Origin of the sequence: Sorangium sp. So ce185 (genome assembly GCF_051526825.1) — a bacterium.
GTDB lineage: Bacteria > Myxococcota_A > Polyangia > Polyangiales > Polyangiaceae > Sorangium > Sorangium cellulosum_D.
The window spans coordinates 7,988,479-8,002,204 of sequence record NZ_CP150316.1 but is presented as its reverse complement, the minus strand read 5'-3'; the positions used below and the strand labels follow the sequence as shown (position 1 = coordinate 8,002,204).

7 protein-coding genes are annotated in these 13,726 nt (G+C 71.6%); 4 read left to right on the top strand and 3 right to left on the bottom strand.

The genetic code is table 11. From position 1 onward, the window contains the following. Nucleotides 1–44 precede the first annotated feature (44 nt). Nucleotides 45–1,592, bottom strand: a complete 1,548-nt coding sequence (locus WMF26_RS29305; RefSeq protein WP_437995369.1) for an ATP-binding protein — start codon at nucleotides 1,590–1,592, stop codon at nucleotides 45–47. A 112-nt stretch (nucleotides 1,593–1,704) separates the two neighbouring features. Here WMF26_RS29305 and WMF26_RS29300 point away from each other — a divergent pair, with 112 nt between their 5' ends. Continuing rightward, entirely contained in the window at nucleotides 1,705–2,733 is a 1,029-nt protein-coding gene (locus WMF26_RS29300) for a LamG-like jellyroll fold domain-containing protein (protein WP_437995368.1), read from the top strand. Nucleotides 2,734–2,845: 112 nt separating this feature from the next. Here the strand turns inward: WMF26_RS29300 and leuA are convergent, their stop codons facing one another. Further along, nucleotides 2,846–4,537, bottom strand: coding sequence for a 2-isopropylmalate synthase (gene leuA / locus WMF26_RS29295; protein WP_437995367.1), 1,692 nt, complete (start codon nucleotides 4,535–4,537; stop codon nucleotides 2,846–2,848). A 250-nt stretch (nucleotides 4,538–4,787) separates the two neighbouring features. Between leuA and WMF26_RS29290 the strand changes: the two genes are divergently transcribed. The 3 genes from WMF26_RS29290 to WMF26_RS29280 all read left to right on the top strand — a co-directional run bounded on the left by WMF26_RS29290 (nucleotide 4,788) and on the right by WMF26_RS29280 (nucleotide 11,993). After that, nucleotides 4,788–9,776, top strand: coding sequence for an SIR2 family protein (locus WMF26_RS29290; protein ID WP_437995366.1), 4,989 nt, complete (start codon nucleotides 4,788–4,790; stop codon nucleotides 9,774–9,776). Between the two features lie 344 nt (nucleotides 9,777–10,120). After that, a complete protein-coding gene (locus WMF26_RS29285) occupies nucleotides 10,121–10,681 on the top strand; it encodes a hypothetical protein (protein WP_437995365.1) in 561 nt (186 codons plus the stop codon). Between the two features lie 316 nt (nucleotides 10,682–10,997). Next, nucleotides 10,998–11,993, top strand: a complete 996-nt coding sequence (locus WMF26_RS29280) for an SGNH/GDSL hydrolase family protein (protein WP_437995364.1) — start codon at nucleotides 10,998–11,000, stop codon at nucleotides 11,991–11,993. A 12-nt stretch (nucleotides 11,994–12,005) separates the two neighbouring features. Here WMF26_RS29280 and WMF26_RS29275 read toward each other — a convergent pair whose 3' ends face one another. Then, a complete protein-coding gene (locus WMF26_RS29275; RefSeq protein ID WP_437995363.1) occupies nucleotides 12,006–13,616 on the bottom strand; it encodes an alpha/beta hydrolase family protein in 1,611 nt (536 codons plus the stop codon). Nucleotides 13,617–13,726: the final 110 nt, after the last annotated feature.

Genomic DNA, 13,726 nt, shown 5'->3' with positions numbered 1-13,726 from the left:
CGGCGAGGCGCGGCGGCCCGGGGCGGCGGCGCGCGTGCGCTGGCTCAGGCTCGGACGACGGTGATCTGCCGCCCTCCCGGCGTCATCGCCGGCGCGGCCGAGAGGCGCTGCGCGAGCGGCGGCGCGTCCGGCCTTCGATCGAAGATCACGAGCCAGCCGGCGGTGAGACCGAGGCCGGCCAGGTAGCCGTCGATCTGGTCCAGCTCTTCTTTGAGGGGGTCCGGCTCCGCAGGTCGCCACACCTTGATCTCGATCGCCAGCGTCTCGCCCCGATACCGCACGCAGAGGTCCATCCGCCCGCGCCCGACGGCGTATTCGCGCTCGATGGAGCCCCCGTTCACGACCCGGTGCAGGAAGGCCATGAGGACGAGGTGCGGTGCGATCTCGTGATACGGCGCCGTCGCGAGCAGGGGTTCCCCGTGCTGCCGCCAGAAATCGAGGAACGCGCGCAGGAGAGCCTCTCTGTCGAGGCGACCGTCGGGCGTGAGCCATGTGGCCGGTATCTGCGGCAAGGCGTCGCGCGTCCCCCCGGCGAGGGCCCGCACGATGATCTCCCGGTAGATCGGGTTTGCCACGGTGAGCCCCCCGAGCTCGGAGCGGCGCAACAGGCCGAGATCCACGACGAAACGGCGGTCGTCCTCCGGCACGTGGCCGGGCGTGCCGCCGGCGAGCATCGGCTCGACGATCGCGCGTACCCGGGGCTCCTGCAGCCGGTCCATGAGGCTGTCGAGATGCGTATCCTGCCGTCGAATCAGGATCTCCTTGGCCTGCTCGACGTGATCGGCCGTGATCGGCTGCGCCGGATCCTGTACCAGCACCTCGGTGAGCTGCTGGGCCAGCGCGTTGACGAGCCAGGGCTGGCCCTGCGTCAGGTAGAAGGCGCGGTCCACCGCCTCGGGGAGGAACACCTGGCCTGTCTCGCGGGTGTGCTGGCCGTAGAGCTCCGCCACCTCGCCCCTCGTGAAGTTGCGCATCGTGAGCGACTCGGCCTTGATGTTGAACGGGCTCGCCGTGCCCAGGCGCCCGGAGCTGCCGGACGCGACCTTGTAGTCGCGCACGTCGCGCAGGCCGATGAGCGCCAGCGACCAGGGGAAATGCCCCGGGCGCGTGGGGTACCCGGCGCGGATCTGCCGCAGGGCCGAGATGAGCGCGTTGTCCTGGAGGGCGTCGATCTCGTCGAGGAAGACGACGAGCGGCCGGGGCGCCGTCTCGGCCCAGGCGCGCAGCGCCGCGCTGAGGCGGCTGCCAGGGGGCGCGTCCGGCCATGGCGGCGGCTGGAGCTCCGGCGGGAGCCATGCGGCCGTCCACCCGCGCCACGACTCGAGGATGGCCAGCTCCGCGGCGCCGAGATCGTCGGGGAAGGGGGCGCCCTGCTCCATCGGGAGCAGGACCGACACGTACCGGCCCTCGGCCGTCAGCTCACGCCCCAGGCTGAGCAGGGTCGTCGTCTTGCCGACCTGCCGCGGCGCGTGCAGGACGAAATAGCGCTTCTTCTGGATCAGCCTCCGCACGTCCGGCAGGCGAGCCATCACGGGCAGGGTGTAGTGGTCGGCGGGATCGTTGGGGCCGGCCGTGTTGAAGGAGCGCGTCACGGGCGAAGCTTTCGGCCGGAGGGCGCCGGCGGTCAAGCCAGGCCGGGGCCGTGGCCGTTCCCGGGGCGCCGCCTTCCTCCTGGTGTGCGCGTGGCGTTAGGATGCGGCGCACATGAGGGCGCGCCTTCGGATTGCCTTGCTCCCGTTCATCGTAGCGTGCGCCCCCGAGCTGCGGCTCGGCGAACTCCCCGGCTCGGCCTCGGGCGCCGGCGGCGGCGGGAGCAGCGCAGACGGCGGCGGCGCTCGCGCCGGCTCGGGCGCGGGCAGCGGCGGGGACGGCGCGGCGGGCGGGGGAGCCGCCGGCGCCGGCGCGGCGGCTGGCGGCGGGGAGGGCGGCTCGGCCGGCGGAGGTGCCGGAGGGCTCGATTGCGCGCTCGACGCGTCCTGCCTCGCCGACGACGGCCTCGTCGTGCGGTATTTCCTCGACGAGGCGGCGACCGGGAGCGCGCCCGCGCAGGTCGAGGACGCCGCAGCGGCGCCGATGCCGCTCGCGCTGACGTACGGGCCGGAGATGAGCTTCGCCGCCGACGGCGCGGCGCACCGCGGGCTCTCCTGGACGGCGGCCGGCGGCGACGGCCGTGCTTCCGCCCTGATCGACGGCACCAAGATCCAGAGCGCGCTGCAAGGGACCACCGCCGGCACGATCGAGGCCGTGCTCCGCATCGCGGAGGTGGTCGAGGGGGGCTCGCGCATCGTGCATATCGGCGTGGACGCGGAGGGCGGCCGCCTCACGCTCCGATCGGAGACGCCCGGCCAGATCGTGCTCTGGTGGAACGGCGATTTTTGCGGCGGCGCCTGGGAGGCAGAGCTCCCGGAGCGCGCGGTGATGCACGGCGTGTTCGATTCGACCGTCCAGGAGCCCGCGGCGGATCGGGTCCGGCTCTACATCAACGGGGTACCGGCCCGGCGGCGCAATTCGGTCGGCGGCTATTGCGGGATGCACGTGAGCGTGCCCCCGCTGGGCGCGACGCTCGATTTCCCCGACGGGCGCCACCTCGTCCTCGGCAACCGCGAGCTCGGCGGGCGCACCTTCTCGGGCGCCCTGTATTACGCGGCGCTCTACGCCAGGGCGCTGACGGCGGCGGAGATCGAGCGCCACGCCGCCGCGCTGCTCCACAGCGACGACCGCCCGGCGCCGTGACCGGCGATGGGGCGGCTCGCCTCGTGTCCGGCAGGGGACCTCGCCCGCTCGATCGGCGGAGCGCGAAGGCCCGGCGCGCTCCGCCTCACGAAGAGGCGAAGGCCGCGCCCGCTCACTCGGCCGAGAGCGCGAGCCGCGCCGGCTCCGCCGGCCGCGCCCGGTTCCACGCGGAGGCGACCGCCGCGAGCGACGCCATGACGGCGTCCGGGTGCGTCCCAGCCCCGAAGCTGCGCTTGCGCCCGATCGAGAGGGCCACGTACGCCGCGGACTCGGCGCCTGCGCCCCGCTCGATCGCGTGCGCCGCGTGCCCTTCTATCGCGATCGCGACCCCCGCGTGGCGCGAGAGCGCGCTCGCGAAGGCGTGGACGGGGCTCTGGCCGGCGGCGCTCATCGCGTGGGGGACCCCGCGTATCTGCACCTGGAACTCGTGTCGTTCCCCCGCGCCCTGGCCGCTCGTCCTGTGCCCGACGACCCGGAGCGGCCCGCCGCGGTTCACGTACTCGCGCTCGAAGATCGCGAGGATCTCGGCCTTTTGCACCTCGCCCTCGGTCCGCTCCGCCCTGCGCTGCACCGCCTGGCTCAGCTCGATCGCGAGATCCTTCGGCACCGCATAGCCGTACTCGCGCTCGAGCAGGTAGGCCACGCCGCTCTTGCCCGACTGGCTGTTCACGCGGATCACCGCCTCGTAGCTGCGCCCCACGTCTTGCGGATCGATGGGGAGATACGGCACCTCCCACGTCGCGCCCCCGCCCTCGCGCAGCGCCTTGAACCCCTTCTTGATCGCGTCCTGGTGCGAGCCCGAGAAGGCGGTGTACACGAGCTCTCCGACGTAGGGGTGGCGCGGGTGCACCGGCAGCCGGTTGCAGTGCTCTGCCGTCTCCTTGATCGCCTGGACGTCGTGGATCTCGAGCTCCGGATCGACCCCCTGGGAGAACAGGTTGAGCGCCAGCGTGATGAGATCCACGTTCCCGGTGCGCTCGCCGTTCCCGAACAGCGTGCCCTCGACGCGGTCGGCGCCCGCCATGACGGCGAGCTCCGCCGCGGCCACCGCGGTGCCGCGGTCGTTGTGCGGGTGAACGCTCAGCACGATAGCGTCGCGCTGCTTCAAGTTCCGGTGCATCCACTCGATCTGATCCGCGTAGACGTTGGGCGTGGCCATCTCCACGGTGGCCGGCAGGTTCAGGATGATCCTCCGTGACGGGCTGGGCTGCCACACGTCCATCACGGCCTCGCAGATCTCCTTGGCGAAGTCGAGCTCTGTCCCCGTGAAGCTCTCGGGCGAGTACTCGAGCACGACCTCGGTCTCGGGCATGCGCGCCGCGAGCTCCTTCACGAGCCTCGCCCCGCGCACGGCGATGTCGACGATGCCCGCGCGATCCAGGCCGAACACCACGCGTCGCTGGAGCGTGGAGGTGGAGTTGTAGAGGTGCACGACGGCGCGCCGGGCCCCGCGGATCGCCTCGAAGGTCCGCTCGATCAGCTCGGCGCGCGCCTGCGTCAGCACCTGGATGGTCACGTCGTCCGGGATCAGCCGCTCGTCGATGATCCGGCGCACGAAGTCGAAGTCGGGCTGCGACGCGCTGGGGAAGCCGACCTCGATCTCCTTGAACCCCATCCGCAGGAGCTCGTGCCACATGCGGAGCTTGCGCTCGTGGCCCATGGGCTCGACGAGGGCCTGGTTGCCGTCGCGCAGGTCCACGCTGCACCAGCGCGGCGCGCTCTCGATCACGCGGCTGGGCCAGCGCCGATCGGGCAGGTGGATGGGCTGAAACGGCTTGTACTTGTGGACGGGCATCGTGGACATGACAGGACTCCCTGAAAGCTGAAGATGGGAGTCGTCGCGACGACGATGCGAGGACCCCCACCGGGACAAGGAACCGACGGGGGCCAGGCTGCGAAGATGGACGTCGTCAGCAGCGCGCGCAGAGCCCCCGAGGCCGTAGGCCTAGGCAGGGGCGAAGGGCGCGCGCGGGCAGGACAGACATCGCGGAGCAATCTAGCGAACATCGTCTTGCTTGTCCAGCGGCGCGGCGCGCGCGATGGTGGTGGCATCGATGACGATGCTTCCGGAGCCAGGGAATCGTGAGCACGACGAGACAATCGATCCGGCGCTCCACGACCTTCGCAAGGCCTACGAGAGCGGGCAGCTCGTCGTGTTCGTCGGGGCCGGCGTCTCGGCCGCGGTCGGGCTCCCCGACTGGCGGAGCCTCACCGAGCAGATGACGGAGCGCCTCAGGGCGCGCGGGGCAGGGGCGGGCGTCCTCGCCGAGATCGAGGAGCTCGCGCAGACGCGCCAGTACATCGAGGCGCTCTCGGCGGTGAAGCTCGCGCTCGGAGCGCCGGAGTTCTGCGCCGCCGTCGAGCAGGCCCTCGACGACGGCGGCCGCGACGTGCCCGAGGTCGCGCGCGTCATCGCCTCGATGAGGCCCAGGCTGCGGGCCGTGCTCACGACGAGCCTCGATCGCCTCCTCGACCGGGCGTTCGAAGGGGAGTGGGACGTCCTCGCGCGCGCCCCGGCCGACATCGCGTCGCGCCGCAGGTACATCCTCAAGCTCCACGGCGCGCTCCGCGAGCGCGACACATGGGTGTTCACCCGCGAGCAGTACGACCGTGCGATCTTCGCTTCGCCGGGCCTCCAGTCCGCCGTGAGGGCGCTCTTTCACGCGTGCCCGATCCTCTTCGTCGGCTTCGGCTTCGCCGACGACAACCTCGATCAGGCGCTCGGCGAGGTCCGCGCCCTGGCCGGCGAGCAGCCTCCGCCGCACTTCGCGCTCCTCGTGGACGACGCCCTGACGCCGTTCAGGCGGCGCAAGCTCGAGGCCGCGGGGATCAGGGTCATTCCCTACGAGAACCCGGACGGCGCGCACGCCCGCGTGCCCGCGATCTTGCGCTGGGTCGCCCAGGGCGAAGGCGACAGCGCGGCCGCGGCGATCGGCGCCCGCGGCATCGAGCATAGCGACTTCCTCGCGCGCGTGGAGCGCGTCTGTCGTCTGAAGGAGCCGGAGGACGCGACGATCGAGCGGCTGCCTGCGCCCGCGCCCTTCGGCGCGCTCCTGCGCGTGTCGGCGCGCCGCGGGCGCATCGTGCGGACCTACCCTGTCGCCGCCATCGAGCAGCGGGTGACCGACGAGATCCTGAAGGCCTTTCTGGAGCGCGTCGACGCGCCGTACCGGCGGGACGACCCGGGGCTGATCTCCACGCTCGTCTACCGCGGCAGCAGCGCGCCGGAGGCGCTCGTCCGCGCGGCGGAGCGGGCCCGGGTCAGCGTGGAGAGCTTCATCGAGTATCAGGGGCTGCTCGACTTCACGCACTACCTCGAGCGGCAGACGCAGCGGCTCGCGAGCGATCCGGTCTATCCGCCCTCGCTCTACGTCGATCAGCGCCTCACCTTCAAGGTGGGGATCGACGAGGCCGAGGAGGGGGACGCGCTCTCGACGGTCTCGGAGTGGCTGGATTCGCCGCGCGGTCGCTTCATCGTCATCCTGGGCGACTTCGGCACCGGTAAGACGTTCCTGCTCCACGAACTCGCGCGGCGCATGGGGGGCGCGGGCGGACCGGTCGTGCCGGTGCTCGTCGAGATGCGCTCGCTCGAGAAGGGCCGCACGCTCGAGGAGCTCCTGGCGCAGCATTTCGCGAGGGCGCGGTTCGAGCGGTTCCAGATGGAGTCGTTCCTCTACATGCTCTCCGAGGGGCGGATCGCGCTCCTGTTCGACGGCTTCGACGAGCTCGCGCTGCGCGTGAGCTTCGACCGGGCCGAGGAGCACTTCGACACGCTCCTCCAGGCGGCGAGCGGGAACGCGAAGGTCGTCGTCACGAGCCGCACCCAGCACTTCCTGTCGGACCGGCGCGTCGAGACGGCGCTCGCCCGGCGCGCGGGCTCGATCCCCGGCTACCGGATCGCGAAGCTCTCGCCGTTCACCGAGGACCAGATCCGCCGCTTCCTCCTGAACCGCCTCGGCGGCGAGGCCGTCGCGGAGCGGCGCTTCTCGCTGCTCGGCGGGGTGAAGGACCTGCTCGGGCTCTCGCGGAACCCGCGCATGCTGGGCTTCATCGCGGGCATCGACGAGGGCAAGCTGAAGGAGGCCGGGGCCAGCGAGGGGGAGGTCACGTCGGCGGAGCTCTACCGGCTGCTGCTCGACCAGTGGCTGCGCAAGGAGGACGAGCGGGCGCACCCGAGGGGCGCGCAGGTCGGCCTCACGCTGGAGCAGCGGTCGAGGGCCGTCACCGAGCTCGCCGTGCAGCTCTGGCAGCGGGGCGAGCGCGCGGCGGACGTGAGCGCGCTGCCCTCCGAGATCCTGGCGGCTGCGCAGGAGCTCGCGAAGAGCAAGCTGGATCCCGGCGTCGTCGCGCACGAGATCGGCGCGGGGACGCTGCTCGTCCGGGACGAGGAGGGGAGCTTTTCGTTTATCCATCAATCGGTGCCGGAGTGGCTCGTAGCGCGGCGCGCGGCGGAAGAGGTCGCGGCCGGGGGTGAGCCCACGCCGCTCGGCGTGCGCGAAATGTCCGAGCTGATGGCCGACTTCTTCGCGGCGCAGGCCGGCGCGGACGCGGCGGTGAGGTGGGCCCGGGCGGCGCTCGCCTCGGGCTCGAACGAGGCCGCGAAGAAGAACGCGCTGCTCGTCCTCAAGCGGCTCGGGGTCGAGGCGCGCGTGGGGGTGAACCTGGCTGGTCACGACCTCAGGGGGCGCGATCTATCGCGGCAGGACCTGCGGGGCGCTGACCTGACCGGCGCCGACCTGACCGGCGCGCGGCTGGTCGAGGCCGATCTGCGGGGCGCGTCGCTCGAGCGCGCGGTGCTCCTCAGGGCGGACCTCTCGCGCGCGCGCCTCGGGGGAGCGAACCTCCGGAGCGCCGAGCTCTCGTTCGCTCGTCTCCTCGGCGCCGAGCTCCGCGACGCCTCGCTCGCGGGCGCGCGCCTGCGCGCCGCGGAGCTCGTCGGTGCCGAGATCAGCCCGGGCGCGCTGGACGGCTGCCTCACGACCGGCGCTGCCATGCCGGAGCCGGAGCACGTCGAGCCGATGATCGCGCCTGCCTCCGACGGCCATGCCGTGGCCTTCAGCCCAGACGGCGAGTTCCTCGCTTCGGGTCACGCCAACGGCACGGTCCGGATCTGGGACCTCGCGACCGGCGTCGTGCGGGTGGTCCTGGTCAGCCATGAGGGGAACGTCCACAGCCTGGCGTGGAGCGCGGACAGCAGGACGCTCGCCACGGGCTCCGGCGACGCCACGGTTCGTCTGTGGGACATCGCGAGCGGCACTGTCCGGCGCGTGCTCCGGGATCACTGGGGCACGGTGACCAGCGTCGCGTTCAGCCCCGATGGCTCGATGCTCGCCTCGGGCTCGGAAGACGCGACCCTCCGGCTCTGGGATACGGCCAGCGGCGGCGCCCGGCGCGTCATCGATTGTCGTCCGGGCGCGGTGTCGGACGTCGCGTGGAGCCCGGACGGGACGACCCTCGCCTCCGCCCACGAAGACGGCTCGGTCCGGCTCTGGGATGCCGGGAGCGGCGCCGCTCGGGGCGTCCTCGCCGGTCACCAGCGCCGCGTGCAGAGCGTCGCGTGGAGCCCCGACGGCGCGACGCTCGCCTCGGGCGCGTACGACTCGACCATCCGGCTCTGGGATGCTGCGACCGGGGCTGTCCGGCTTGTCCTCAGGGATCATCGGAGTTGGGTCGTGACGCTCGCATGGCGGCCGGACGGAACGACGCTCGCCTCTGGCTCGTACGACTCGACGGTCCGGTTGTGGGACGTCTCCACCGGCGCGGCTCGGCTCGTGTTGCGGGGCCACGGGGGGCTCGTCGCGGGCGCGGCGTGGAGCGTCGACGGCGCGACGCTCGCCTCCACGTCCCGCGACGGGACGATCCGGCTGTGGGATGCCTCCACCGGCGCGAGCCGGCTCACGTTGAAGAGCCTCTCGGACGTCGTCTGGTGTGTCGCGCTCGACCCTGCGGGGGAGACGCTCGCTGCGGGCTCGCAGGCGTCAGGTATCTGGCTGTTCGACCCGGTGGCCGGCACGGTCCGTCGCCGGATCGATGTGCCCACGCGCCTCTGGAGCCTCGCCTTCAGCCCGGACGGCGCGACGCTCGCCTCGCGCTCCGAGGCCGCCACGGTCCGGCTGTGGGACGTCGCTACGGGCGCCGCGCGGCTTACCCTCCAGGGCGGCGGCAGCATCGCCTTGAGCATGGCCTTCAGTCCCGATGGAGCGACGCTCGCCACCGGCTGGCAGGGATCGGACCTCTGGCTGTGGGACACAGTCACCGGGGAGCGCCGGCTGACATTCAAGGGTCACAAGGCCGAGATCTGGAGCGTGGCCTTCAGCCGCGACGGCGCGACGCTCGCCTCCGGATCGAGCGACGCGACCATTCGGTTATGGGACGTCGCGACCGCCGCTGTACGGCACGTGCTCGCGGAGCACACCAACCTGGTCCGCAGCGTCGCATGGAGCCCTGACGGAGCGACGCTCGCGTCCGGCTCTTTCGACTCGACCGTCCGGCTGTGGGATGCGTCGAGCGGGGCTTGTTTGCTCGTCATCACGCAGCATCATGGCTGGGTCATGAGCGTGGCCTTCAGCCCCGACGGCGCGCTGCTCGCCTCCGGCTCGGGCGACTGCACGGTGCGGCTATGGGATCCGGCGACGGGCTCCTGCCGCCGTGTCCTCAAAGGACATCAGAGCGGCGTCACCAGCGTCGCCTTCAGCGCGGATGGGCGCATTCTCGTCTCCGGATCGGCCGACTCCACGGTGCGGCTCTGGGACGTGGCGACGGGGGCGTGCCTCGTTGTCCTCCTGTGCATGCCGGAGGGCTGGGTCGCGTTCACGGGCGACGGGCGCTACAAGCTCGGCGGCGACACGGGGCGCGCGTTCTGGTACGCGATCGGGCTCTGCCGGTTCGAACCCGGCGAGCTCGATCCTTATTTGCTCTCTCTCGAGCGCCTCCACGAGGGCGAGCCGTTCTATGGTCCGGCGAGCGGCGATTTCTTCTCCGACAGCGATAACACACTCCCCACCGACATGAGCGGCCCGTTCACGAATCCGGGCGCCTCGTGAGGTGCTGCGCATTCTTGGGCTCGCGTCGGCTCATGTGTTCCTCGGCGGAGCACGGCGGCTACCACGAAGCGTCGAGCAGCGCGTTCTGCCGGTGCTTGCCGTTCCCACGACATGGACAGCGCGTGTACGTGGGAGCGCACACCTGCGCTCTGGCGTGCCCCGCGCGACGCGGACGTCCGCGCGAATGTTGAGGCCGCGGTCGGCCCCTCCTCGTGTACGATCGCCAGTCGGGCACTCCAGGCACGAGGGGATGGAGCATGCGAGAGCGCGCGCGAGGACGGGCGGAAGGTTCGAATCGGCGGTCGCTTGAACGATGGTCGCTGGCTGTCGCGGCCGGGACGACCATGGCCGTCTCCGGCTCCGGCCAGGCATGGGCCGACGACGCCTCGCCGCCCGCTCCGCCGCTCTCGCAGGAGCAGCCCCCGCCTGCGCCGCAGGCGCTTCCGCCGCCCGGCTTCTACGGCGGCCCCGCCGCTCCGGCAGCGGGCCCGAAGGTGCTCCCCTGGAGGGAGGGGGAGCCGGTGCCGCCCGGCTATCACCCGGAGACGCGCGTCCGCAAGGGGCTCGTGATCAGCGGCGCGATCGTCTTCGGGACGGTCTACCTGTTCACCGCGATCGGCGGCGGCGACGCGGTTTACCGCGGCTCCCCGGGGTATGCGGCGCTGTTCGTGCCGTGCGCGGGCCCGTTCCTCACCCTGGCCACGACCAACCAGGACGATCTCGAGACGATGGGCCTCGTCCTCGACGGGCTCGTCCAGATCACGGGCGCCGCCTTGCTCCTGCCCGGCCTCTTCGTGCCGAAAACGGTGCTGGTCCGCGACGATGTCAGCGAGCCCATCGTGCTCCCGGCGCCCATGGCGTTCGGTTCGAGCAGCGCCGGCCTCGGGCTCGTCGGTCGCTTCTGAGCCGCCCGGTCCGGCAGGCCGAGAGGTATCCCTCGGCGGGTCGGCGACCCGTCCGGCAGGCCGGGAGGTCTCCCTGAACAGGTCGACGACCCGCCGGGGAAGGCTCCAGGGGTCGCTCGACGGGTCGGCGTCGTGGTTGCGCAGGTCGCTCGGCGTCTTTTCAGGGGTCGCTCACCTTCCGCGCAGGCCAGGAGGTGTCCCGATCCGGGTCGTCGACCTGCGCCGCGACCCTGGGGGCACGCTGGTACCGCCCGCCGTATCGCGCGCCGTACAGGTCCGAGCCCGTACTTCGGGAGCGGCGCCGCGTAGGCCTCACGTGCATGCTGCAAGAAGTCCGCTGCCGCCATCGCCGCCGGTTCGCGAGCCATCGCTCGACCAGGTTTGGCCAGGACGAGTAAGACGAGTAAGTGGGGGCAACGTGTGCGTGAAACCGCGGGTGACGTCGCAGCCAGGTTCGGATCGACGGCGCGTCGCGAATCGACGAGTCGTCCACGTCACCATGACTCTCGGCGGAGCCCATGGTCAGCCCGCGAGGAGCGACTCGAAGGAGACCCAGCTCGGCGATCGAATGCTATCCTTCGTGATGCGCTCGATCCGCTCATTTCTCCTGCTCGTCTCGCTCCTGCTCGGCGGGCTTCTCCTGCTCGTCTTGCCTCTGCTCGGTGGCTGTCAACGGAGCGCGCCCGCCGGTGCCAGCGAGGATGCCGCACAGACGCGCGGGGGCGAGGAGATCCGCTATCTGGCGCTCGGCGACTCATTCACGGCAGGGACCGGGAACCAGCCGGACGACGCGTTCCCCTCGCGTCTCGCCTCGCTTTGGCGCGCGGACGGCCGCCGGGTGACGCTCAAGAACGTGGCGGTCAACGGCTACACCACCGAAGACGTGAAAGAGCAGGAGCTCCCGGAGGTGGCGCCATTTCGCCCCACGTTGGTGACGCTCGCGGTGGGCGCCAACGACTACCTGCATGGCTGGAGCGCGGACGTGTACCGAGCGCAGCTGCGGGTGCTCTTCCGAGCGATCATGGATGCTGGCGTCGCGCCGAGTCGGATCGTGGCGCTCCCGCAGCCGGATTGGTCGCTCTCTCCGGTCGCCGCTTCGTTCGGAGATCCGCGGCAGATCGGCGCGGACATCGTCGCCTTCAACACCATCCTGCGCGACGAGGCGCGGGCCGCCGGCGCGCGTTACGTCGACCTGTATCCGCTCATGCACAAGCAGGCGGAGGCGAACATGCTCGCCAGCGACGGCCTGCACCCCTCGGCGCGCGCGCACGCCGAGTGGGCGGCGGCGCTCTACGAACACGTGGAGCCCTGAGGTCGCGGGCCGCTACCGCTTCCCGTTCTTCTCGCGGTTCACCAGGTCGAGGAGCTGCACGGCGACGGCCTTATCCACCCGGAGCGGCATGACCCCGAAGCTCTCTGCCACCGCGTCCTGCTCGAACAAGAAGCGCCGCAGCACGTCGCTCGGATAGTCCTCGAACGGCAGCGCAAACGCTCCGTATGGACTGCCGTCGAGCGCCAGCGCGTGGTGCGACCGTGCGCCGACGCCACGGAGCTCGTGGCACGTGATGCACCCTTGTTCGCCGAGCAGCGCCTCGCGCAGTCCGCCGGTGAGCGAGCGCAACGGCGCGAGCGGATCGCCTCTTACCCAGCGAAAGCTCGCCGCGTCGAGCCCGAATGCCGCGAGCGTCCCGCTCCGCAGGTCCGCCGGCAGCGGCATCCGGAAGTGCAGGAACGCGCCGAGCGGCCGGATCATCATCGGCAATCGCTCGTCGCTCTTGATCCACGAGTAGGCGCGCTTCATCCGGTAGAAGTCGACGAGGCGGTAGAGATTGTCCTCGTCGTCGAGCCCGACCACGATGACCGGCTGAGTCCTCTCCAGCACCTCGCGCGGGAAGTACAGTCGCTCGCCCCGGAGGTTCGAGACCACCAGCCAGTCCCCTTCGCCGACCTCGGACCTCGGCCGCTGGGCCAGGTAGCCGAGCAGATCGATGGCCTGATAGGTCTTGCCGGGCAAGGGGGAGCGCTCGAGGCCCGCCTCGCCGAGGAGAACCATCATCGTCTCCCGCAGCGCGTCGTCGACCGGGTAGGTGGTGATGGGCCGAGGATCCTTGCGGAACTCCGACGCGTCGAGCGGCGGCCGCGCACCCCAGCGGTGGAGCACGCCGAAGGGGTCGTCGATGGAGAGCTCGTCGAGGCTCGAGGTGATGAAGGTGAGCACCAGATCGCCAACCGGGTTTCCCCTCCCGCCCCAGTCCAGGATGCTGTGCGCGTCGCGCATGGGCACGATGAAGTAGTCGACGTCGCGCGCGCCCGCGTTCAGGAGCGCGTGCGCGAAGGGGCGAGCCTTACGCGCCCAGCCGACGTCGTCCTCCTCGCCGAACAGCATCAAGAACGGTGGCGCATCGGACCGCGCGTACGTGATGGGCGAGGACTCCCTGAGATCTTCGACCGAGCCCGCGAAGAACGCCGCGTCGGGGTCCCCCTCGAGCACCGCCCCGCCGAGGTCGTAGGTGCCACGCAAGACGATGACACCATCGACGCGTTCGGGATCCATGCCGGCCCCTTCGAGGAGCCGCCGATCGAGCGCGAGGATGGACGCCATCCACGCGCCGAGGCCGCGACCGACGAGGACCAGGCGCGTCGGGTTGCGCGCGCCGGTCACCTCTTGCACGACCCGGGCGACGTCCGCCGCGCACGCGCGCAGCGTGTAGCCCGTGTGGATGTTGAACGAGACGGCGGCGACGGCGACCCCCTTTCGCTGCAGGGCGTCGCCGACATTCGCGGCGAAGGCGAGTCGCTCGTCGGGCTGCGAGGGCTCGTTCCCCTGCAAGAAGACGACCAGCGGGCCGCGCTTGCCCGCCAGCGGCGGCGCGTAGAGGTCGACGCTGACGTTCGGCCCCTGAGGCCCCAGCCACTGCACCCAGGCATACGTCACCGTGACTACGGAACTGGCTCCGGCTCCTACGCGCCGCCCGACGAGGTGTGCGCCCAGGGCGAGAAGCGCCGCGAGGAGCCCGAGGCCCAACGCTTTCCGTATTCGCGAAC

Excerpts from the sequence above, each read along its gene's own strand:
- WMF26_RS29300 (WP_437995368.1), top strand. The coding sequence starts at position 1,705 with ATGAGGGCGCGCCTTCGGATTGCCTTGCTCCCGTTCATCGTAGCGTGC.
- leuA (WP_437995367.1), bottom strand. The coding sequence starts at position 4,537 with ATGTCCACGATGCCCGTCCACAAGTACAAGCCGTTTCAGCCCATCCAC.
- WMF26_RS29290 (WP_437995366.1), top strand. The coding sequence starts at position 4,788 with ATGACGATGCTTCCGGAGCCAGGGAATCGTGAGCACGACGAGACAATC.
- WMF26_RS29285 (WP_437995365.1), top strand. The coding sequence starts at position 10,121 with ATGGCCGTCTCCGGCTCCGGCCAGGCATGGGCCGACGACGCCTCGCCG.